This window comes from Hathewaya massiliensis, assembly GCF_902143515.1.
GTDB lineage: Bacteria > Bacillota > Clostridia > Clostridiales > Clostridiaceae > Hathewaya > Hathewaya massiliensis.
The window spans coordinates 736,130-758,919 of record NZ_CABFVD010000001.1; the positions used below are offsets into that span (position 1 = coordinate 736,130).

Consider the following 22,790-nt stretch of genomic DNA (forward strand, 5'->3'; position numbering starts at 1 on the left):
CTTTCATTATACAGTATATATTTTTTTAAAGTCAATACATTTAATTGCTTTTTCTAATTTTTTCTAAAGTATCCAATATGTTATTATCAATTATGTCTTCTATTAAATTCCTTTGTTCTGCATAATTTGTTTTTATAGATTTCGTTATTCTACTGTCAATCTGTTTTATTTCATGATAAAATTCAATAGAAGATTTCCTAGTGGCGCCTCTTTGAAATACTAATTGTTGTTCCAAGGAGTCCGATGTAACTACACAAACATCTCCTTTTCTACCAATGCCATCTACAGATCTTTCTATATAACTATCTGCGGTTTCTCCATTTTTAGTGAAAACCACAATTAAATTTCCCATGCGTTCTTTATGTTCCAGTGCACCTTTTACAAGGTGAGCATCAAAAACAAGAAATATCTTATATCCCTTGTATGATGCATAATTTTGTAGAATATCAACTAATTTTTGTCTTGCATTTTCAAAATTATGTTGTTTTATCTTTATTAAGTCTGGCCAGCTATTTATGACATTATACCCATCTACAAATATTATCTTCACTTTTTATCACTGCTGACTTTTTGTTTTAGCACTTCATACATAACAATTCCTCCAGCTACAGAGGCATTTAATGAATTCACTTTCCCAACCATAGGTATTTTAACTAATACATCACATTTTTCTTTAGTATGTTTTGCCATACCTTTTCCTTCACTGCCTATAATGATGGCAACTGGACCAGTATAATCCACTTCATGGCAATATGCTTTACCATGCATATCTGTACCATATACCCAAATACCTTTATCTTTTAGTTCATCTATACATGCATTTAAATTAGTTACTTTTGCTATTTTCATATGTTCTACTGCTCCAGCTGAAGTCTTATATACCACGGAAGTAACCCCTACATTCCTTCTCTTAGGAATAATAATCCCGTGTACCCCACAAACTTCTGCTGTTCTAACTATAGAGCCAAAATTATGAGGATCTTCTATTTCATCTAGTATAATTATAAAAGGTTCTTCACCTTTTTTCTTTGCATAATCTATAATTTCATCTACTGTGGAATATGAAAATGGAGTTGTAACTGCTATAACTCCTTGATGAGCTTTAGTCTCTGATAGAGAGTCTAGTTTTCTCTTGTCTACATCCTTTATAACTATACCTTTTTCTCTAGCTAACTTAATTATGCTCTTAATAGAACCACTAAGTTCTCCTTTTGAAATCATTACATATTCTATGTGTTTATCACCTTTTAAAAGTTCAGTGACAGCATTTCTTCCTTCAACTATATTATCTAGTGCCTTTTCCTCATCTTTTGTATTATAGATTATATTTTTTTTATTTTTAGGTTCATTTTCTTTTAATGGTTTATATTTTTTATTTATGGTTTCATTTTCTTTTAAGGGTCTGTGTTTTTTAGTTTTAGGTTTAGTTTCTTTTAATGATTTATATTTTTTATTTTTTTCCATAGTATCCTACCTCTTTAACTCTATTTAAAATTCTTTAAACTATTACCTTTTTTAAAAGTTCTTCTATTCTACTTATATCATCTATAAGATACAAATACCCTATAAGCGCCTCAAATCCTGTTGCCATTTTATAATCTGTTAAATCTGCATTTTTAGGTACTGTATAGGATTTAGTGTTTCTACCTCTTTTAAATATTGCCAATTCTTCTTCATTTAATTCATCTAACAAGACTTTCATGAAATCACTCTGTGCTTTGGCTTTTACATATCCTATACCCTTAAGATGAAGTTTATGTACGTTCATGTCCATGTTATTCTTTACCAAATAAGTTCTTATAATAAGCTCATATACCGAATCCCCTACATAGGCAAGTACTAATGGATTTAAGAATGTAGCTTCTTTTTTAGTTAGTTTTATATTAAATAAATCTAATTCCATTTGTTTTTCTCCTATATTATTATAGCATGTTTTTAATTAAAACTTAATTCTAAGAATATGTTATTTTAATTCCTATGTCAAGTTTACAAGAGATAAAAAATACCCCTTATATGAGGGGTATTGTGTAGGATTGAGATTAGTTTAATATTTTCCATGGCTATATGGTATTTGTAAATTTTTTATGACAGTGTACAAATTAGTTAACAGATATATCAAACCGGCTAGCACTACTTAGAATATAATTCAACTACTAATTGTTCATTTGCTTCAACTGGTATTTCTGATCTTTCAGGTAATCTATTAAGTTTACCCGAAAAAGAATCTAGGTTTGTATCTATATATGGCAAAGCAAATTTAGAAAACTCTTGGAAGTTATCTAAAAACATTTGGTTCTTTCTAGACTTTTCCTTCAAAGATATCTCATCTCCAACTTTAATATTATAAGATGGAATATCTACCTTTTTACCATTTACTAGAATGTGCCCATGTGTTACCATTTGTCTGCTTTGTCTAATTGAATTAGCAAATCCTATTCTATATACTAAATTATCTAGTCTGCACTCTAAAGATATTAGAAGAGCATCACCAGTAACTTCTCTACTTTTCATAGCCTTATCTACATATATAGCAAATTGCTTTTCTAAAACCCCGTAATAGGCTTTAATTTTTTGCTTTTCTAAAAGTTGCTTTCCATAATCTGAAAGCTTTTTCCCTGCTCTACTATTTTCCTTAGTAGCTCTTTTCATTGCCTTGGGATGTCCATATACATTTACACCTAACCTTCTACATAATTTAAATCTTGGCCCTGTATATCTTGCCATAGTTAGCCTCCTTATAACTCTCTAATAATGTTTGCCGCGATAGTATATTATTTCTGCCAACGAAAGAAATTATATCACATAATCTACTTATTGAAAATGACTTTCAGTATCTTTTATTCAACAAAAAAAGAGATTATATAGTTGATTTCTTATATAATCTCTCTTTTTCTTAATTAAACTCTATATTTAAAATAGGATTTGTTAGAGATTTTATTCATATGGTGTTTACGTAACCACCTATGAAGAAGTTTTAAAATTTCATTATTCTATAGTTTTTTCCATCTAACTCCCTGTGGAGTATCTTCTAAAACTATGCCTCTAGCTTTTAAATCATCTCTTATCTTATCAGATAAAGCCCAATTTTTTTCTTTTCTAGCATTTTCCCTCTCTAAAATTAACCCTTCGATTTCCTCCTCTAAACTTCCTTTAGTAGATCTTTGAAGTATTCCAAGAGGAGACCCAAGTTCTCTTATTAAATCTAAAGAAGTTTTTATTATTTCTTTGGATGAACTAATATTAATATTTGTATTTACTTCTTTTATAAGATCGAATATAACGGATATAGCATCTGCAGTATTGAAATCGTCATCCATCTTTTCAATGAATTTTACCTTATATGAATTTATCTTATTTAATGTCTCTTTTTCTTCTTCCCTTAGCTTTTCATCCTTTGCCTCTTCTAATAGATTTTCTAAGTTTGAAATTGAATTATAAATTCTATCTACAGAAGATTTGGCTGCCTCTAATAACTCTCTACTAAAATTTAATTGATTTCTATAATGAGCTTGCAACATAAAAAATCTTATAACATCAGAATCAAATTCTTTAAGTGCATCCCTTGCTGTTAAGAAGTTGTTTAGGGACTTAGACATTTTTTTATTATTTACATTTAAGTATGCAGCATGCATCCAATATTTAACGAAGCTTTTTCCTGTCCTTCCCTCACTTTGAGCCATTTCATTTTCATGATGAGGAAATGCAAGGTCCATGCCTCCTCCATGTATATCTATAGTCTCTCCTAAAAGCTTTTGAGACATACATGAACATTCAATGTGCCATCCTGGCCTACCTTTTCCCCAAGGTGACTCCCAATAAGGTTCTCCTGATTTTGCACTTTTCCAAACTGCAAAGTCCATAGGATCTTTCTTTCTTTCATCTACACTTATTCTAGCACCAGCTTGGAGTTCTTCAAGATTTTGTCCTGACAATTTTCCATAGTCATTAAATTTCTTGGTCTCAAAATACACATCTCCATTAATCTCATATGCATAACCTTTTTCTATGAGTTCTTCTACAAACCTTATAATTTCACATATATATTCTGTTGCCCTTGGATTTGTTGTTGCCCTTTTTATATTTAAGCCATCTGCATCTTTATAATATTCACTTATGAAGTTTTCTCCAAGTTCTTTCACTGTTATTCCATCTTCATTGGCTCTTTTTATCATTTTATCATCTATGTCTGTGAAGTTTTGAATAAACTTTACTTCATAACCTTTGTATTCAAGATATCTCCTTACAGTATCGAAAATTATAAAGGTTCTAGCATTACCTATATGGAAAAAATTATATACTGTAGGTCCACATACATACATCTTTACCTTTCCCTCTTCAATAGGCTTAAACTCTTCTTTTTTTCTGGTAAGAGTATTATATATCTTCACCTTGCTCACTCCTCTACTTTAACTATTACAAAAATATTATAACAAAATATCTTATTTCCTTTTAGCAAATATCATCCTACCTGCAGCTGTTTGAAGAACTGATGTTACTTGAACGTCCATAACTTCTCCAATATGCCTTTTAGCTCCTTCTACTACTATCATAGTTCCATCATCTAAATATGCTATTCCTTGCCCTGATTCTTTACCATCCTTAACAACCTGTATAGTCATTTCTTCTCCCGGTAAAACAATAGGTTTTATTGAATTAGCAAGTTCATTTATATTTAATACTTCTACTCCTTGGAACTGTGCTACTTTATTTAAATTATAATCGTTTGTTATTACTTTACCATTTATTGTTTGAGCTAGTTTTAATAATTTGCTATCAACTTCTTTAATGTCTTTAAAGTCAGTTTCGCTAATCTCTACTGCAATTTTTAATTCGTTTTGTATTTTATTTAATATGTCTAGCCCTCTTCTTCCTCTTATTCTTTTTAAGTCATCTGAAGAATCTGCTATGTGTCTTAGCTCTTCTAATACAAATTGAGGGATCACAAGTACCCCCTCTATAAAGCCTGTTTGACATATATCTAAAATCCTTCCATCAATTATAACAGAAGTATCTAATATCTTTGGAATTCCTCTAGTCTTAGCTTTCTTCTCCTTTATTGAGCCACTAGCTTTCTTTAAGTTTATGAAAAAATTGTATATTTCATCTCTTTTTCTAATGGCGATATCTGTACAAAACACCACAATAATAACAGTTATAATAATAGTTAAAAATGTCCATATTATGGAATTATTTTTTATTTGATTTAAAAATAAAGTTGAAATAATAAGTCCTATGATTGCGCCTGCTGTACCAAACAAGATCTCTCCTGCTGGTCTTTTTTGAATACTTCTCTCTACATATTCCATACCTGAAATAATATAATTTATAATAACAGGTGAAAATAAAAATAGTAGTAATGCAAATACTAAAGATAAAATTATCATAAATATTATTTTATATACAGTATGACTACTAATAAAAGCCAAAGCTTTAAGTCCACCTATCAAATCTAAGCTTAAAACCTGATAGGATATTAAGTAACCAATGGCCCCTCCTATTAATGTAAATAAGATTCTCAAAATTTTTTTTAGCAACTGGCTTCACCTCCCTTAAGATTATTAACATTTTTTTCTTTTAATATGCTTTATTTTAAATATATATTAATCCAATGATTATTTCAATAAAAACTATGTTTTTTAATATTTTGTTCAATAAAGTTTTATCCCCCTATAATTTTTTATTTTTTTGTTTTATCATTATATATGAAATACAACTTACTTAGTCCTAATTTATTTGTACACACAATAGCTTATAAGGGGAGTTGAATTTATTGAAAGACATACTTTTTGATCAATTTCAAAATTCAGTAGAAGAATGTCTTATACGACATAAAAGTGTTTTAGATATATTAACAAAGCTTCAGGAATCTGAAGCTAGAGTTAATAGAGCTGTATGTAAATCTGTAACAAATTGTGGTTGTATAGAGATAAATGCTAAAAAACAAATAAACTTACCTAAGGGTGAAGATTTAACATTGGAATCTCTAAATAATATGTTAAATTCACATCTTCAAGGAAAAATTTGTGATGACTGCAGAGACATTGTTGAAAATGAGCTTGGCAATCATATGTTTTATTTAACAGCACTTTGCAATATATTAAATATTAATCTCTATGATGTACTTATTAAAGAATCTAATAAAATAGTTACCCTTGGGGAATATACTCTTAGATAGTGACTTTATCATTTGAATTTAATATCTTTATATAAAATATAGCACAAAAATTTTTGTGCTATATTTGTCTATCTAAAAGGAATTGTTCCCTCAATCTTTTTAATCCATTCTTTATAGCTTTGGCTCTAGCTTCCCCTATTCCCTCAACCTTATCAAGTTGTTCATAAGATGCTTCAATTACATTTTTAAGTTCTTTAAAGTTCTTCGCTAAATTATCTATTACGCTTGAAGGTATTCTAGGTATCTTACTTAACATTCTATATCCTCTTGGAGATATTAAAGTATCCACTAAGGGTATTCCAGCATATCCCATTATTTTAGATAAGGTATCTAAATTTAATAGTTCCTCTGAATCAAGCCTTTGAATTTCTGTATATAAATCTGTATAAACTAAATCCTTTTGACAGTAATCTCTTATAAGAAACATACCTTCTTCTTCTACATTTCTCACAAGCTCATTTAGTTGCATGGAAATAAGTCTTCCTTCGTTTCCAAGTTCGTATATGTATCTTTCAATTTCTTCTACTATCCTCATTACCATTTCTGTTCTCTGAACCGCTGTAACCACATCAAATAATGTAATTAAATCTTGAAACTCAAGTAGATTAAAATTTTTCATTATTCTATCTAAAACAGAGACATACTTTTCCAAAGTCTGTATAGCCTGATTAGCTTTTGCAAGTATGACACTTGTATCTCTTATTACATATTTTAATTCACCCTTATAAAGGCTTATTATATTCCTTCTTTGAGATATAGCAATTACAATTGCATTAGTTTGTTTTGCAACTCTTTTAGCTGTTCTATGCCTTGTTCCTGTTTCTCCCGTCTGCAAAGACTGATCTGGCATAAGTTGTGCATTTGCAAATAATATCTTCTTAAAATCACTGCTAATAACTATAGCCCCATCCATTTTGGCTAATTCATATACATATGCTGGAGAATACTCTGCATTAATTTTAAAACCACCATCTACAATATCTAATACTTCTTCCCCATCTCCTATAACTATAAGTCCACCAGTTTTTGCTCTTAAAATATTTTCTAATCCCTCTCTAAGTTCCGTCCCCGGTGCCATTAACTTTAATATTTCCATAAGTTCTTTATCTTTTTTAAATCTCACAATACTCCACCCTTTTATACAAAAACTTTTCTTATGCATTCTCTAAGAGAGTTAACATAAATAATATTTACTTTCTGTTCTTTTATATTTATCTTATTTTTTTCAGGAATTATAAAGTTTACAAATCCCAATTTTATTCCTTCATTTACAAGTTTTTCGCAATAAGCTACAGGCCTTATTTCTCCTGTTAATCCAACCTCTCCAATTACTAGAGCTTTTTCTAAAGATATGGGCTTATCTTTTACACTAGATAAAAGTGCTATTGCAATCCCTAAGTCACCATAAGTGCCCTCTATACTTAAGCCCCCTACTACATTAACATAAACATCCGCATTATAAAAAGGTACTTTAAGTTTCTTTTCTAGAACAGCTAATATTAAGTTTAATCTAGAGGTATCAACACCTACCGCTGTCCTTCTAGGCATAATTGCTTTGGTTTCACTAACCAATGCTTGCATTTCAACTAATACAGGTCTACTTCCTTCTATGATTCCGATAACAGCAGAACCTTCTTTAGAATAACTTGTATCTTCTAAAAATACTTCAGAAGGATTTAATATCTCTTTTAATCCCTCTCCTCTCATCTCAAATACCCCTATTTCACTAGTGGTTCCAAAACGATTTTTTATAGTCCTAAGTATTCTAAATTCTTGAGTTCTCTCACCTTCAAAGTGAAGTACAGTGTCTACCATATGTTCTAGTACCCTAGGTCCTGCTAGTTCACCTTGCTTAGTAACATGTGCTACTATAAAGAATGGAATTCCCTTGCTCTTTCCTATTCGCATTATATTATTTGAACATTCTCTTACTTGTGAGACACTTCCTGGAGCCGAGCTTAGACTTTCCTTAAATAAGGTTTGAATAGAATCTATTATGACAAATATAGGATCTATTTCTCCTATTTGAAATTCAATATTATCAATATTAGTTTCCGATAATATATATAAGTTTTCACTCTGTATCTCTAGCCTGTCAGCTCGCATTTTTATCTGCTCCTCTGACTCTTCTCCTGATACATATAAAACTTTTCCGTATTCTTTTGCTATATTACCAGCTGTTTGCAAGAGCAGCGTTGATTTGCCAATACCAGGATCACCTGAAATTAAGACTAGAGAACCTTTAACTAATCCCCCACCTAAAACTCTATTTAACTCCTTAATACTTGTATTATATCTTTCATATTCCCCTGATTTAATATTTACTATACTTTTAGGTACTGATTTATTGGCTGAAATTCCTCTACTTACTGAGCTTTCTTTTTGAACTTTCTCTTCTAATATGGTATTCCAACTTCCACATTCAGGACATTTACCTAACCACTTTAAAGTTTCATAACCACATTCTGAACACACAAATTTGGTTTTAATCTTGTGCATATATACCTCTCCTAAGTAATTTTTATTATTACCAAACTAAATTATATACTTAATATGTAATAATTTCTATAGATTTTTAGTATTTAATACAAATAATTATTTACATTTAAAACATTCTTAATCTAAATATACCATAACTTAATCTAAAGAAATTTCTAAGCTTCAGAGGAATATTTGCCCTTATTAATTAAAGAGACTAGTCATAGGGTACAACTTACTTATAATTTAAAGAAAAGAATAGTCTGGAACTGACTATTCTTCCTTTAAACTTAAATCCTGAGTTACTTAAATTAACCAAATTTCAAATTAACTTATGAAAGTAACCTATAGAGTTAGCTTATAAAATTAATTTGTAGTTGTAAATGTTAACTTATCCTCTTTTTCATCTATAATAACCTTGTCACCTTTTTTTACATTTCCACTTAAAATTTCCTCTGAAAGCCTATCTTCTACAATTTTAGTTATAGTTCTTCTAAGAGGTCTAGCTCCATATTCTAGGTCTACACCTTTCTTTGTTAAATATTTTTCTGCCTCAGGTGTAAACTGCAAGTATATATCTTTTTCTTCCAATTTCTTTGTAACTGCGGTCAACATTAATTTAACTATTTTTTCTAAATCATTTTCATCTAATGAATGAAATACTATGATATCATCTATTCTATTTAAAAATTCTGGTCTAAAGTTTCTCTTTAATTCTTCCATCATATTTTCTTTCATCATTTCATATTCTTTTTCATTTTCTGCCTTATTGCTTGAAGTAAATCCTAAAACATTTTGTTTTTTAAGGGTTGAAGCTCCAACATTGGATGTCATTATTATAATTGTATTTTTAAAGTTTACATATTTACCTTTCCCATCAGTTAATCTACCATCTTCAAGTATTTGAAGAAGTATATTAAACACCTCTGGATGAGCTTTTTCTATTTCATCAAATAATATTACAGAGTATGGATTTCTTCTAACTTTTTCTGTTAACTGTCCTCCTTCTTCATAGCCTACATATCCTGGAGGTGAACCAATTAATCTTGAAACTGCATGCTTTTCCATGTATTCTGACATATCTATTCTTATCATATTACTTTCATCACCAAACATAGCCTCAGCTAATGCTTTAGAAAGCTCTGTCTTACCCACTCCAGTAGGCCCTAAGAATATAAAGGATCCAATAGGTCTTTTAGGGTCCTTAAGTCCTACTCTTGCTCTTCTTACTGCCCTTGAAATAGAATTTACAGCTTCTTTTTGTCCTATTACTCTTTTATGGAGTATTTCTTCTAATTTTAAAAGTTTTTCTGATTCTTTTTCTGTAAGTTTTTGTACTGGAATATGAGTCCAGTTAGAAACTACATTTGCTACATGCTCTTCTGTTACCACAAGTTCTTGTGATTCATTTTGGTTTATCCAACTACTTTTAATATCCACTAGTTGTTTTTTTATTTCTTCTTCCTTATCTCTAAATCTAGCTGCCTTTTCAAAATCTTGAACTGCTACAGCATCTGCTTTTTCTTTGCTTATCTTTTCAAGTTCTTTTTCTAATTTTTTCACATTAGGTGGTGTAGTTAAATTTTGAATTCTAACTTTAGATCCTGCTTCATCAATTAAATCTATAGCTTTATCTGGAAGAAATCTATCTGTTATATATCTATCTGATAAGTTAACTGCTGCGTCTAAGGCTTCATCAGTTATTTTTGCTCTATGATGCGCCTCATATTTATCTCTTAAACCTCTTAAGATTAGAAGTGCCTCCTCCTTTGAAGGTTCCCCTACTGTTACTGGTTGAAATCTTCTCTCTAGGGCTGTATCCTTTTCTATATACTTTCTATATTCGTCTATGGTAGTTGCTCCTATGCATTGAATTTCACCCCTAGCTAAGGCTGGCTTTAAAATATTAGAGGCATCAATTGCACCTTCCGCTCCACCTGCCCCTATTATGGTATGAATTTCATCAATAAATAAAATTACATTCCCTGCTATACGAATTTCTTCCATTACCTTTTTTAATCTTTCTTCAAATTCACCTCTATATTTAGAACCTGCAATCATAGAAGATAGATCAAGAGTAACGACTCTTTTATTCTTTAATATTTCAGGAATATTACCCAAAGCAATTTTTTGTGCTAAGCCTTCTGCTATTGCTGTTTTACCAACTCCAGGTTCTCCTATTAAACAAGGATTATTTTTAATTCTTCTACATAAGATTTCCAAAACTCTTTGTGTTTCCTCATCTCTTCCTATTACAGGATCTAGTTTTCCATCTAAGGCTATATCAGTTAAATCCCTACCATACTTATCTAGGGTAGGAGTTTTTTGTACACCTTTTTTTCTTTCTGACTTTAAAGAGGAATTTCCATATCCTTGCATGGAATTTATTATTTCTGATCTTAGATTTTCAAAATTAACGTTCAAATTTCTTAAGATAGTATAAGCTACTCCTTCACTTTCTTTTATTAATGCAAGAAGTATGTGCTCTGGAGATATATAGTTGTGTTGTAGGTTTGAGGCTTCTACTAAACTCAAATCTAAAAGCCTCTTAGTTCTAGGAGTCAATGCTATTTCATTACCTATTATAGGTATATCTCCCATTCCAGTATACTTAAGTATCATGTTCTTTACTTCTTCATAGGAAACTTTATAATTACTTAAAAGTGATTTAGCTATGCCATCATCTTCTTTTAATAAACCAAGTAGAATATGCTCTGTACCTACATATCCATGATTAAATTCTACTGCTGACTGTTGAGCATTCACTATAACCTTTTGAGCTCTTTCCGTAAATCTACTAAACATCATCTATGAAAACACCTCCAAAATTATATATTATAAGGATTTTAACTTATTTCTAATTAATTCTGCTCTTTTTAAATTAATAGCTTTTTCATTATTTTCACTTAAAAGCGATGAAATATAACTAGGACTGCTCTCTATTAAAATCTCACTTAAAAAACTATGAGATATACTTTTTATAAGCCCAAGTTCAATTCCAAGTCTAACATTGGACAAAAGCTCTAATGCTTCTCCAAAACTTAAAATTACTGCGGATTTTAGTATTCCTAAAGATCTAAAAATCTTATCTTTAAGTTCATAATGATAGTATTTATTTATCTTTTCCCTTGTTGCAAATTCACTGTTTTTAACTTGTTCTAACACTGCTGTTAAGTTACTAATTACTTCTTCTTCAGTAACCCCTAAAGTTATTTGGTTTGATATTTGATAAAGATTTCCTTGAACCTTAGACCCTTCACCATACAATCCTCTAATAGTTATACCTACTTGGGATAAAGAATTTAAAACCCTACTAATTTCTTTCTCCATTGATAGGGCTGGTAGATGTATCATTACAGATGCTCTAAGTCCAGTTCCACAATTAGTTGGACATGCAGTCAAGTATCCTAAACTTTCATTAAAAGCATATCTTTCCTTACTCTCAATTAAATCATCTATGCTAGTTGCTCTATTATATGCATCTTTTAAGTCAAACCCACTGGTAATTGCTTGTATTCTCAAATGATCTTCTTCATTGATCATAACACTTACAGTCTCTTCCTCATCTACAATAAAAGCTGCTTTTTCACTGTTATCTAGAAGTTTATTACTAATTAGATGTTTTTCTAAATATAATTTGTTTTCTGTGTTGTTATTTTCCCAAAGCTTTATGGTACTAAGGTTATTCTTATCCTCTTTTAAGTGTGTTTCTATATTTTCAATAACTTCTCTAGCCTTTAAAGTGTCTAATTTGTGAGGAAAAGGTATATCTTTTAAATTTCTAGCTAACCTAATTCTACTACTTAAAACTATTTCATTAGGTTCTATTTCTGATTTTATCCAATTCTTCATTAAATAACCCTCCTATTCCTCTTTTTTTAATTCCTTTATTTTATCTCTTAACTCAGCTGCTTTTTCATACTCTTCTAAATTAACTGCCCTTTGTAGTTCTTCTCTTAATTTAACTATAAGCCTTTTATTGTATATGTCCTTACCTGAGCACACTGGAATTTTGCCACTGTGTTCAGTATTTCCTTGAACTCTCTTTACTACGGGTAATAGATAACTGGAAAAGTCATCATAACATTTACTACAACCTAAAAGTCCTTGATTTTTAAATTCTATATATGATGTACCACAATTTTTACATACCAACTCCTCATTGTGGTCTTCATCATTTAATTGACTCTTACTTATATAATCTACTATTCCACCTAATAAGCTAGGGAAAGAAAAAGGAGTATCAAATTCTAATTCATTAGTAAAACCCATAATATTCAATTCTTTTGCACATTTATCACAAAGATTTTGTTCTTCTTTTTGACCATTAATAATTTTTGCAATATGAACATTAGCTTGATTTTGTTTACATCTTTCACAAATCATTAAATATCACTCCTTCAAAATCTTAATTCAATATTATTAAATTAATAGTGAGAGCATTATACTCTTTAAAATATCTGCTCTTACATGGTTTCTGTAATCGTAATTTTTATTTAAACTTCTATCATTTAAAGCTGCTTTTATTATATTTCCTTCTCTATGAGTTATTATACCATTTTCTAGTAAATTTTCTACTATTTTTATAGAATTGTCATATGTTATACTATGACCGATTTTTTCATTAAGTAAATCCATATAGGAATCATCTGTTGTTATTTCAACTTTCCTAATTCTAATACATCCCCCACCACCACGTCTGCTTTCTACAATATACCCATGTTCTGTTGTAAATCTCGTGGTTAGTACATAGTTAATTTGTGAAGGTGCACAACTAAAATAATTTGCAAGTTCATTTCTTTGTATTTCTAGCTCTAAGTCCTCTGATTCCTTCATCATATCTTTTATAAAATTTTCTATAATATCAGATAATCTAGCCATATCTCACCTCTAGGTTTGCTTTTACTTTTACTTTGACCTTCTTTGACTTTCATTTTTATATTACTATTTTTATTATTAAATTTCAAGCATTTATTGTTAACTTTCTTTAAACAGTTATCCTCTAAAGCTTAAAAATTGTTATCTAGGTACGTAGTCACTCTTTTCTCCCTTCTTAAGTAAGATAGAAGTCTTAGAGCCAATAGTCATCCCATAAATTATGCCAAATTTATATGAATATTATTCACTTTATATTTCATTTTATATTCTTATGCCCTTTACCTTAATATGTTTGTAGGTAAATATATGATAACTCAATTCAAGGTAATTCCAACTGCTAACCTTTACCCTAATATATTTGTAGTTAAGCATAAAAAAATAGCACACTTACTATTAGAGTGTGCTACTTTTATTAATTTAGCTTAGGCAAAAACACATTGATTTATGTATTTTCTATCCTTATATAAGAAAGAAATTGCTTTATCATATTGTAACATATTTATTTCTATATATCCTGGTGTATTACATCTTATAGATACTTCATCTTCTTCTTTAAGTTGTACATCAATTTCGTCACTTTCTTTACAATATGTAAAACTCTTTACTTCCTTTAGTAGTTCTTCTAAACTGTTTTTACTCTTTATCATATTTATCCCCCATATTAATTTTTACTATTTTACATTGCATGTAAAATTTTAACATTACTCTCTCTTTGTTATTATTCTACATCAACCATTTTTTTCCTTCTTTGCTCTGTACTTTTTTATTCGATAACTATCTCCCCCAAAGGATAAGGAATTCTAAGGACTAAAACCCCTTACAAGTCTGTTACTAACCTTTAGAGGAGTAAAGATTTCTTCTCAAGCTAAGAACTCTGTTTATTGTTAGTAATATTCAGTTTAGAAAAGACACCTGATGCGAATTATATTTAGATAAAATCGGGTATATACCCCTTAAACTGTGCATTATATAGTTTAGCATATATTCCGTTTTCTTTCACTAAATTTTCATGATTACCTTCTTCAACAATTCCATCTTTATCTAAGACCATAATCTTATGAGCATTTTTTATAGTAGATAATCTATGTGCTACTACTAAGGTAGTTCTTCCTTTTGATAATTCTTCAAGAGATTTTTGAATCATAAGTTCAGTTTCATTATCTAAAGCTGATGTAGCTTCATCTAAAATTAAGATTGGAGGATTTTTTAAAAATACCCTAGCTATAGAAATTCTTTGTTTCTGACCACCAGACAACTTTACGCCTCTATCTCCCACATAGGTATCATATTCCTCAGGAAGAGACATTATAAATTCATGTATATTAGCATTTTTAGCCGCCTCTATTATCTCCTCATTAGTAGCCTCAGGTTTGCCATATAATATATTATCCCTTATTGTTCCTGAAAATATAAATACATCTTGCTGAACAAATCCTATATTATCCCTTAAGGATTTTAAAGTAATATCCTTAATACTAACTCCATCTATAGATATATCTCCAGAGGTAACTTCATAGAACCTTGGAATTAGTTGACACAAGGTTGTCTTTCCTCCTCCTGAAGGCCCTACTAAGGCTAAGGTTTTTCCTCCATTAGCTGTAAAATTTATATTATCCAGTACTGATTTATTATCATCATCATAGCTAAAGGAAACATTGTTAAATACTATATCTCCTTTAGGGTTTTTTAATTCCTTAGTCCCTTCTTCATCTTTTATCTCAGGTTCTATATTCATTAACTCTATAAATCTTTCAAAACCTGTCATTCCTGATTGGTACTGTTCTATAAACCCTGCAAGCCTCCTTATAGGTTGCATAAAGAAATTTATATAAAGCAAATATGCAACTAGATCTGGCACATTTATATCTCCTTTAAAATAAAAATACCCACCAGCTCCTATAACTAAAACCTGTAACATATCCATTAATAATTTAATTCCTGAGGAAAACTGTGCCATATATTTATATGCAAAGGAACGAGACTCCTTAAATCTTTCATTTCCATCATTAAACTTGTCCATTTCATATTCTTCATTGTTAAAAGATTTAGATACTCTTATACCTGATATACTATTTTCTAGATTAGAGTTTACATCAGCAACCTTAACTCTTACATCTTTAAAAGCATTTGCTAATTTTATTCTCTTAGACATAGCAAACCAAATAATCAGTGGTATGAATGCAAAAATTATTATAGTTAACTTTACATTTATGGTGCAAAGGGCAATAAATGAACCTATTATCATAACAATTGAAATGAATAGATCTTCTGGACCATGATGTGCAAGTTCTGAAATTTCCATTAAGTCGTTTATTATTCTAGACATTATATGACCAGTTTTGTTGTTATCAAAGTATGTGAAAGGTAATTTTTGAAGATGAGAAAATACATCTCTTCTCATATCGTACTGGATTCTAACCCCTACTATATGCCCCCAATACTCTATAAAATAACTACATAGATATTTAAGTATATATATTACTATTAAGACAAATACAAAGACATATAATGCCCTAACATCTTTATTAGGAAGAGTGTCATGTAGTATATTTCTAGTTATCATGGGAAAAATCAAATCTAGTATTGAGACCATAAATGCACATAGCATATCTAAAAAGAAAAGTTTTTTATGTGGTTTGTAATAAGAAATAAATTTTTTAATCATATGTTTCCCCCTTAAATTCATAATAACCGTATTAAATTTTAAATCTATTATTTAATGCAATAAATACTATTGTAGTTTAATAAATTGGTACTGTCAATTATGTCATGGTAATTTTTCTCTTTTTCTTTCTATTCTCTAAACTTTATTATATACTTAAAATATATCATTTGGAGGTGTTACTTCGTGGAAAAAATTATGATTATAGAAGATGAATTTAGAATGAGAAAACTATTAAAAGATTATTTTAAAAAGGAAGGCTTTGAAGTTATAGAGGCTGAAGATGGAAAAGAGGCTATGGAAATTTTTAAAACAGAGAATCCTGACTTAATTATATTAGATATAATGATGCCACATATAGATGGTTTTACTCTTTGTAAGTATATTAGGGAAATATCGGCTGTACCAATTATTTTTTTAACAGCTAAATCAGAAGATGAAGATAAGCTCTTAGGTTTTAAACTTGGTGCTGATGAATACGTTACAAAACCCTTTAGCCCAAAGGTATTAGTTGCAAGATGTAAAAGTCTATTAAAAAGAGTAAATGGAACCATAGGGACAACTGCTAATAATATTTCAATTAATGGACTTGTTATAAATACCCCCTCTAGAGAAGTAACTATTGATGATGAAGAGATTTTTCTCTCTCCAAAGGAATTTGATCTTTTAATGTATATGATAAAAAATAAGGGCCTTGTTCTTACTCGAGATATGATTCTTGATAATGTATGGGGAATGGATTACTTTGGGGACCTTCGAACTGTGGATACACATATTAAAAGACTTAGGGAAAAATTAAAACATAAATCTAACTTGATTTCTACTGTAAGAGGATTGGGATATAAATTTGAAGTGTAAAACATAAATGTACAAATTAAAGTGTAAAATTGAGGTGTAAAATGAAAAAACAAAGTGTAAAATCAAAGTTATTTTTAGTTACATCTATTCTTTTAATTTCACTAGTTACCTTATTTATGGCTACTCAAAGTTTATTTTTTGAAAAGTTTTATTATAAACAAAAAACTAAAGGTCTTACTAATAAGGTTTTTGATTTTAAAGATGTTTATATAAAAGAAATTCATTCTAACAAGGAATTACAAGATTATGCTTACAAATTTGAAGATGAAAATAATGCCCAAATAGCTATATTAAATAAAAATGGAGTTATAAAATATATTAGACAGTTAACCCCATATAGTAGTAACCTAGAGAGTAACGAAATAATAATAATGGCTATTAAAAATTGGATTTCTTATGAAAAAAGTTATTTTGATGTTATTATGAACAAACGAACAGTTCAATTTATTTTTAAAAACCCTATATTGAATTCAGATAACTTAGTTGTAGTATCCCCTGTAATTGTTAATGGTAATATAACAGATATAATATTTGTAGTTTCTACTCTTCAGCCTATTGGTGAAGCAGCTTCCGTTATAAAAACTTATTATATATATGCATATTTAATAGTTATAATTTTAATATTTATTTTATCATTATTTTACTCAAAGATAGTTTCAAAGCCTTTGATACAATTGAACAACACAGCTAAAAAAATGTCCAACTTAGATTTCTCTGAAAAATGTAATTTAGAATCCCAAGATGAGCTTGGAGACTTAGCAAATACTTTAAACTTTCTATCTGAGAAGTTAGGTTGTACTTTAAATGAACTTAAAAATGCAAATATTAAACTAAAAGAAGATATTGAAAAAGAAAGAAAGCTTGAAAATATGCGAAAAGACTTTGTAGCAGGTGTATCCCACGAATTAAAAACTCCTATAAGTTTAATTGAAGGATATGCAGAAGGGTTAAAAGATGGCATTGTAGAAGGTGAAGATAAAGAATACTACTTAGAGGTTATAATAGATGAAAGCAAAAAATTAAATAAACTTGTAATGGATATGTTAGAACTTTCAAGGTTAGAGTCTGGAAACGTAACCTTAAACATTGAACCCTTTGATATATATGATTTAATAATAAAAATTATAAAAAAATATGAAAATACTTATAAAAATAAAAACTTTAATTTATCTTTTAACTTAGATAAGACCACTTTAGTATTAGGAGATAAATTTAAGTTAGAAGGAGTTATAAATAATATTTTAAGTAATGCCATAAGATATTCTAGTGAACATGGGGAAGTATTTGTTAGAGTATGTAAGTTAAGTGAAAAAGATCAAGAATTAGTTTTAGTAGAAATAGAAAATGAAGGAAATAAAATTCCTGAAGGAGAATTAAATTTAGTTTGGGAAAAATTCTATAGAATCGATAAGTCTAGAAATAAATATTTAGGTGGTACAGGGCTTGGTCTTTCAATAATTAAAAATACACTATCTCTTCATAATAGTAATTTTTCCTTAGAAAACTCTGATATAGGTGTTAAATTTAAATTCACCTTACAAATAGATAATTAAAAATTTATACAATAAAAAAGAGTGCTATTATGGATAATACCTAATCATAGACACTCTTTTTTATACAATGACTATCTACTCTAATACTCCCATAGCACTCTGTGAAAGCGACTCCTACTAAATCGAAGATTTGCACCCTCTGCTTTTCTTTAAAGTGGGAGAAAAGAGCTGCTACGTCCCTGGATAAGGAGTTTTATTTTTTAAGATCATTTATCTTATCATCAGTAATTTCATTTAAGCTTTCTTGTATAAAAGAACTTTTTCCCCAGTTTCCATAAAAACTCGGATAGTTATCCACAAAATCTTTTAATTCTTCACCTTTTTCCTGTGAATTGTGGATAAACTTATCAGAACCATATGTCTTATTCATTAAAAAGATATCATTATTATAAAGTCTCTTTTCCTTTAATTGCTTCGATGTAATATCTTCCATTGGCTCCCCCACCTTTTGATTGAATATCAAAGTTTCTATTCTCCAATATACTACATATAACTCCTGCTTCGTTCTTCTCGTATCCATCTATTGATATTTTTATTTTATCTTTTTCATCAACAACATTTACATAATCATCTATAACACTATAATCGCTAAGATCAATTCTCCCTGATATATCTAAAGAGTATTGTGACATGCATAACCCTCCATTTATATAAACAGTTAATTCTATTTCCTATTTTTATTTTGTATCTCTGGTACTGGTGGAACCTCATTTTTAGGTTTCTCTTTATATCTCTTTTTCTCCCAAGATGCTTGTTGATCTTTTTTAGCCATTATAATCACCTCCAAATATAATTAAATCTTATATTTATTATGTCTAGTGAAGAATTTATATATGTTATGATATTAGAGGTTATTATGTATTATTATGTAAATAATATTTTCAAAAAATAAAAAAACTTAGTTTAAATAAACTAAGCCTTATTCTAATCCCGAAATGTAAATGGCTCCGCAGAGAGGATTCGAACCTCCAACCTATCGGTTAACAGCCGAGTGCTCCACCATTGAGCTACTGCGGAATATATTACCTGGCGACGTCTTACTCTCCCACAGGGCTTCCCCTGCAGTACCATCAGCGCTATAAAGCTTAACTTGCCTGTTCGGTATGGGAAGGAGTGTTGCCTTTATGCTATCGTCACCAGATTATTGAGATGTTCTCTCAAAATTGCACAATGAATATTATTTGGTCAAGTCCTCGACTTATTAGTATGAGTCAGCTACACATGTTACCATGCTTCCACCTCTCACCTATCAACCTTGTGTTCTTCAAGGAGTCTTACTGACTTAAAGTCATGGGAAATCTTATCTTGAGGTAGGCTTCACACTTAGATGCTTTCAGTGTTTATCCTGTCCCGACATAGCTACCCAGCTGTGCCACTGGCGTGACAACTGGTGCACCAGAGGTCAGTCCATCCCGGTCCTCTCGTACTAAGGACAGCTCCTCTCAAATTTCCTGCGCCCGCAGCGGATAGGGACCGAACTGTCTCACGACGTTCTGAACCCAGCTCGCGTGCCGCTTTAATGGGCGAACAGCCCAACCCTTGGAACCGACTTCAGCTCCAGGATGCGACGAGCCGACATCGAGGTGCCAAACCTCCCCGTCGATGTGGACTCTTGGGGGAGATCAGCCTGTTATCCCCGAGGTAGCTTTTATCCGTTAAGCGATGGCCCTCCCACGAGGTACCACCGGATCACTAAGCCCGACTTTCGTCCCTGCTCCACCTGTATGTGTTGCAGTCAGGCTCCCTTCTGCCTTTGCACTCTTCGCGCGATTTCCGACCGCGCTGAGGGAACCTTTGGGCGCCTCCGTTACACTTTCGGAGGCGACCGCCCCAGTCAAACTGCCCACCTAACAATGTCCGACGACCAGTTTCATGGCCCTTCGTTAGAACTCCAGTACTGTCAGGGTGGTATCCCAAGGACGACTCCTTACCCCCTGACGAGGGTATCTCCAAGTCTCCCACCTATCCTGTACAGACAATACCGAAGTTCAATGTTAAGTTGCAGTAAAGCTCTACGGGGTCTTTCCGTCCAACTGCGGGTAGCAAGCATCTTCACTTGCACTACAATTTCACCGGATTTGTTGTTGAGACAGTGCCCAGATCATTACGCCATTCGTGCGGGTCGGAACTTACCCGACAAGGAATTTCGCTACCTTAGGACCGTTATAGTTACGGCCGCCGTTTACTGGGGCTTAAGTTCACTGCTTCGCTTGCGCTAACAGATCCCCTTAACCTTCCAGCACCGGGCAGGCGTCAGCCCCTATACATCAGCTTACGCTTTAGCAGAGACCTGTGTTTTTGTTAAACAGTTGCCTGGGCCTATTCACTGCGGCCTAGCTTTCGCTAGGCACCCCTTCTCCCGAAGTTACGGGGTCAATTTGCCGAGTTCCTTAACAACAATTCTTCCGTCGGCCTTAGGATTCTCTCCTCACCTACCTGTGTCGGTTTGCGGTACGGGCACCAAACTTCTCCATAGAGGCTTTTCTTGGCAGCGTGGAATCAGATACTTCGCGAATAAATTCGCTCCCCATCACACCTCAGCATTAACTAGACGGATTTGCCTATCTAGTCTGCCTAAATGCTTAGACATACAATCCAATAGTATGCACATCTTATCCTTCTGCGTCACCCCATTTGTCAAACGAAGTTTGGCGGTATCGGAATATCAACCGATTGTCCATCGCCTACGCTCTTCAGCCTGGGCTTAGGTCCCGACTAACCCTGAGAGGACGAGCCTTCCTCAGGAAACCTTAGGTATTCGGCCAATAGGATTCTCACCTATTTCTCGCTACTCATGCCAACATTCTCACTTCTGCACTGTCCACCGCTCCTTACGGTACAGCTTCAACCTGTGCAGAAAGCTCCTCTACCATGTACTACGTACATCCATAGCTTCGGTGGTAAGTTTTAGCCCCGAACATTTTCGGCGCGGGATCTCTTGACTAGTGAGCTATTACGCACTCTTTAAATGAGTGGCTGCTTCTAAGCCAACATCCTAGTTGTCTTAGAAATCCCACATCCTTTACCACTTAACTTACACTTTGGGACCTTAGCTGATGGTCTGGGCTCTTTCCCTTTTGACTACGGATCTTATCATTCGCAGTCTGACTGCCAGGATAAAAGTATATGGCATTCGGAGTTTGATAGAGTTCGGTAAGCGGTGAAGCCCCCTAGCTCATTCAGTGCTCTACCTCCATTACTCAATTACCTGACGCTAGCCCTAAAGCTATTTCGAGGAGAACCAGCTATCTCCGAGTTCGATTGGAATTTCTCCGCTATCCACAGCTCATCCCATGGTTTTTCAACACCAACGTGGTTCGGACCTCCACGGAATTTTACTTCCGCTTCATCCTGGCCATGGATAGGTCACCCGGTTTCGGGTCTACGACATGCAACTAAAGCGCCCTATTCAGACTTGGTTTCCCTTCGGCTCCACACCTTAAGTGCTTAACCTTGCTACATATCGTAACTCGTTGGCCCGTTCTACAAAAAGTACGCCGTCACACATATAAAGTGCTCCGACCGATTGTAGGCACACGGTTTCAGGTTCTATTTCACTCCCCTCCCGGGGTTCTTTTCACCTTTCCCTCACGGTACTTCTTCACTATCGGTCACCAGGTAGTATTTAGCCTTGGGAGGTGGTCCTCCCTGCTTCCCACAAGGTTTCACGTGTCTCGTGGTACTCTGGATCAGATCTGTGGTCTTCTTGTTTTGTCTACAGGACTATTACCTTCTGCGGTGAAGCTTTCCAGCTTACTTTGACTACAATAGCCTCCACGTTATGATCTGTCCGCAACCCCAGAAACAAGTTTCTGGTTTGGGCTCTTTCCCGTTCGCTCGCCGCTACTTAGGAAATCGATTTTTCTTTCTCTTCCTCCGGGTACTTAGATGTTTCAGTTCCCCGGGTTTACCTTTCTGAACCTATGTATTCAGTTCAGAATATACACTGTTTAGTGTATGAGTTTCCTCATTCGGAAATCTGTGGATCACAGCCTATGTGCGGCTACCCACAGCTTATCGCAGCTTATCACGTCCTTCATCGGCTCCTGGTGCCAAGGCATTCGCCATGCGCCCTTTCTAACTTGACCTATCATGAGTAACTAAAGTTTACATTTTTCAGTAAAATATAGTTATTATAATTATTATTCATTGTGCAATTTTCAAAGAACAAAGTAGTTAACTTAAC

The 22,790-nt window shown here is 32.1% G+C and carries 19 protein-coding genes, 1 tRNA gene and 2 rRNA genes; 3 read left to right on the top strand and 19 right to left on the bottom strand.

The annotated features are described in order from the left end of the window. Positions 1–40: 40 nt before the first annotated feature. From FNZ64_RS03420 to FNZ64_RS03445, 6 genes are all read right to left on the bottom strand, one after another. A complete protein-coding gene (locus FNZ64_RS03420) occupies positions 41–550 on the bottom strand; it encodes an NYN domain-containing protein (protein WP_142413469.1) in 510 nt (169 codons plus the stop codon). Next, positions 547–1,464: a 23S rRNA (guanosine(2251)-2'-O)-methyltransferase RlmB gene (rlmB, locus tag FNZ64_RS03425; RefSeq protein ID WP_142413470.1), complete on the bottom strand. Its 918-nt coding sequence runs from the start codon at positions 1,462–1,464 to the stop codon at positions 547–549. The genes FNZ64_RS03420 and rlmB overlap by 4 nt, the downstream gene beginning before the upstream one ends. 34 nt (positions 1,465–1,498) lie before the next feature. Further along, on the bottom strand, positions 1,499–1,903 hold the full coding sequence (locus FNZ64_RS03430; protein ID WP_142413471.1) for a Mini-ribonuclease 3: 405 nt from the start codon (positions 1,901–1,903) through the stop codon (positions 1,499–1,501). Between the two features lie 227 nt (positions 1,904–2,130). Further along, on the bottom strand, positions 2,131–2,724 hold the full coding sequence (rpsD, locus tag FNZ64_RS03435) for a 30S ribosomal protein S4 (RefSeq protein ID WP_142413472.1): 594 nt from the start codon (positions 2,722–2,724) through the stop codon (positions 2,131–2,133). A gap of 266 nt (positions 2,725–2,990) precedes the next feature. Beyond that, positions 2,991–4,388 carry a cysteine--tRNA ligase gene (cysS, locus tag FNZ64_RS03440; protein WP_142413473.1) on the bottom strand — a complete coding sequence of 466 codons (1,398 nt, stop codon included), beginning with the start codon at positions 4,386–4,388 and terminating at the stop codon, positions 2,991–2,993. Positions 4,389–4,439: 51 nt separating this feature from the next. Then, positions 4,440–5,534, bottom strand: a complete 1,095-nt coding sequence (locus tag FNZ64_RS03445; RefSeq protein ID WP_142413474.1) for a PIN/TRAM domain-containing protein — start codon at positions 5,532–5,534, stop codon at positions 4,440–4,442. A 236-nt stretch (positions 5,535–5,770) separates the two neighbouring features. Between FNZ64_RS03445 and FNZ64_RS03450 the strand changes: the two genes are divergently transcribed. Beyond that, on the top strand, positions 5,771–6,175 hold the full coding sequence (locus tag FNZ64_RS03450) for a nucleoside triphosphate pyrophosphohydrolase family protein (RefSeq protein WP_142413475.1): 405 nt from the start codon (positions 5,771–5,773) through the stop codon (positions 6,173–6,175). A 58-nt stretch (positions 6,176–6,233) separates the two neighbouring features. Here the strand turns inward: FNZ64_RS03450 and disA are convergent, their stop codons facing one another. The 8 genes from disA to FNZ64_RS03490 all read right to left on the bottom strand — a co-directional run bounded on the left by disA (position 6,234) and on the right by FNZ64_RS03490 (position 16,196). After that, on the bottom strand, positions 6,234–7,298 hold the full coding sequence (gene disA / locus FNZ64_RS03455; protein WP_142413476.1) for a DNA integrity scanning diadenylate cyclase DisA: 1,065 nt from the start codon (positions 7,296–7,298) through the stop codon (positions 6,234–6,236). Positions 7,299–7,312: 14 nt separating this feature from the next. Next, entirely contained in the window at positions 7,313–8,674 is a 1,362-nt protein-coding gene (gene radA / locus FNZ64_RS03460; protein WP_142413477.1) for a DNA repair protein RadA, read from the bottom strand. 345 nt (positions 8,675–9,019) lie between these two features. Beyond that, positions 9,020–11,461, bottom strand: coding sequence for an ATP-dependent Clp protease ATP-binding subunit (locus FNZ64_RS03465; protein WP_142413478.1), 2,442 nt, complete (start codon positions 11,459–11,461; stop codon positions 9,020–9,022). 27 nt (positions 11,462–11,488) lie between these two features. After that, positions 11,489–12,505, bottom strand: a complete 1,017-nt coding sequence (locus FNZ64_RS03470; RefSeq protein ID WP_142413479.1) for a protein arginine kinase — start codon at positions 12,503–12,505, stop codon at positions 11,489–11,491. Positions 12,506–12,517: 12 nt separating this feature from the next. Next, on the bottom strand, positions 12,518–13,039 hold the full coding sequence (locus tag FNZ64_RS03475; protein WP_142413480.1) for a UvrB/UvrC motif-containing protein: 522 nt from the start codon (positions 13,037–13,039) through the stop codon (positions 12,518–12,520). 36 nt (positions 13,040–13,075) lie between these two features. Then, positions 13,076–13,534 carry a CtsR family transcriptional regulator gene (locus tag FNZ64_RS03480; RefSeq protein WP_142413481.1) on the bottom strand — a complete coding sequence of 153 codons (459 nt, stop codon included), beginning with the start codon at positions 13,532–13,534 and terminating at the stop codon, positions 13,076–13,078. Between the two features lie 419 nt (positions 13,535–13,953). Beyond that, complete coding sequence (locus FNZ64_RS03485) at positions 13,954–14,178, bottom strand: hypothetical protein (RefSeq protein ID WP_142413482.1); 225 nt, start codon at positions 14,176–14,178, stop codon at positions 13,954–13,956. 281 nt (positions 14,179–14,459) lie between these two features. Continuing rightward, entirely contained in the window at positions 14,460–16,196 is a 1,737-nt protein-coding gene (locus tag FNZ64_RS03490) for an ABC transporter ATP-binding protein (protein WP_142413483.1), read from the bottom strand. A gap of 195 nt (positions 16,197–16,391) precedes the next feature. Between FNZ64_RS03490 and FNZ64_RS03495 the strand changes: the two genes are divergently transcribed. Both FNZ64_RS03495 and FNZ64_RS03500 read left to right on the top strand, forming a co-directional pair. After that, on the top strand, positions 16,392–17,051 hold the full coding sequence (locus tag FNZ64_RS03495; RefSeq protein ID WP_142413788.1) for a response regulator transcription factor: 660 nt from the start codon (positions 16,392–16,394) through the stop codon (positions 17,049–17,051). A gap of 41 nt (positions 17,052–17,092) precedes the next feature. Then, the gene (locus FNZ64_RS03500; RefSeq protein WP_142413484.1) at positions 17,093–18,604 is read left to right on the top strand and encodes a HAMP domain-containing sensor histidine kinase; all 1,512 of its coding nucleotides are present in this window, start codon (positions 17,093–17,095) and stop codon (positions 18,602–18,604) included. A 193-nt stretch (positions 18,605–18,797) separates the two neighbouring features. On the opposite strand, the gene FNZ64_RS03510 is transcribed toward FNZ64_RS03500, so the two are convergent. The 5 genes from FNZ64_RS03510 to FNZ64_RS03530 all read right to left on the bottom strand — a co-directional run bounded on the left by FNZ64_RS03510 (position 18,798) and on the right by FNZ64_RS03530 (position 22,692). Continuing rightward, positions 18,798–19,037, bottom strand: a complete 240-nt coding sequence (locus FNZ64_RS03510) for a hypothetical protein (protein WP_142413485.1) — start codon at positions 19,035–19,037, stop codon at positions 18,798–18,800. After that, positions 18,991–19,236: a hypothetical protein gene (locus FNZ64_RS03515; RefSeq protein ID WP_142413486.1), complete on the bottom strand. Its 246-nt coding sequence runs from the start codon at positions 19,234–19,236 to the stop codon at positions 18,991–18,993. The genes FNZ64_RS03510 and FNZ64_RS03515 overlap by 47 nt, the downstream gene beginning before the upstream one ends. Before the next feature lie 310 nt (positions 19,237–19,546). Continuing rightward, a tRNA-Asn gene (locus FNZ64_RS03520) sits at positions 19,547–19,621 on the bottom strand. Positions 19,622–19,628: 7 nt separating this feature from the next. Beyond that, positions 19,629–19,745: ribosomal RNA gene (gene rrf / locus FNZ64_RS03525) — 5S ribosomal RNA — on the bottom strand. A gap of 40 nt (positions 19,746–19,785) precedes the next feature. Then, positions 19,786–22,692 (bottom strand): 23S ribosomal RNA (locus tag FNZ64_RS03530). Positions 22,693–22,790 lie beyond the last annotated feature (98 nt).

Coding starts and splice junctions, on each gene's coding strand:
- rpsD (WP_142413472.1), bottom strand. CDS start 2,724: ATGGCAAGATATACAGGGCCAAGATTTAAATTATGTAGAAGGTTAGGT.
- FNZ64_RS03465 (WP_142413478.1), bottom strand. CDS start 11,461: ATGATGTTTAGTAGATTTACGGAAAGAGCTCAAAAGGTTATAGTGAAT.
- FNZ64_RS03510 (WP_142413485.1), bottom strand. CDS start 19,037: ATGGAAGATATTACATCGAAGCAATTAAAGGAAAAGAGACTTTATAAT.
- FNZ64_RS03475 (WP_142413480.1), bottom strand. CDS start 13,039: ATGATTTGTGAAAGATGTAAACAAAATCAAGCTAATGTTCATATTGCA.
- FNZ64_RS03515 (WP_142413486.1), bottom strand. CDS start 19,236: ATGTCACAATACTCTTTAGATATATCAGGGAGAATTGATCTTAGCGAT.
- FNZ64_RS03485 (WP_142413482.1), bottom strand. CDS start 14,178: ATGATAAAGAGTAAAAACAGTTTAGAAGAACTACTAAAGGAAGTAAAG.
- FNZ64_RS03500 (WP_142413484.1), top strand. CDS start 17,093: ATGAAAAAACAAAGTGTAAAATCAAAGTTATTTTTAGTTACATCTATT.
- FNZ64_RS03490 (WP_142413483.1), bottom strand. CDS start 16,196: ATGATTAAAAAATTTATTTCTTATTACAAACCACATAAAAAACTTTTC.
- FNZ64_RS03480 (WP_142413481.1), bottom strand. CDS start 13,534: ATGGCTAGATTATCTGATATTATAGAAAATTTTATAAAAGATATGATG.
- FNZ64_RS03430 (WP_142413471.1), bottom strand. CDS start 1,903: ATGGAATTAGATTTATTTAATATAAAACTAACTAAAAAAGAAGCTACA.
- radA (WP_142413477.1), bottom strand. CDS start 8,674: ATGCACAAGATTAAAACCAAATTTGTGTGTTCAGAATGTGGTTATGAA.
- rlmB (WP_142413470.1), bottom strand. CDS start 1,464: ATGGAAAAAAATAAAAAATATAAATCATTAAAAGAAACTAAACCTAAA.
- FNZ64_RS03470 (WP_142413479.1), bottom strand. CDS start 12,505: ATGAAGAATTGGATAAAATCAGAAATAGAACCTAATGAAATAGTTTTA.
- FNZ64_RS03495 (WP_142413788.1), top strand. CDS start 16,392: ATGATTATAGAAGATGAATTTAGAATGAGAAAACTATTAAAAGATTAT.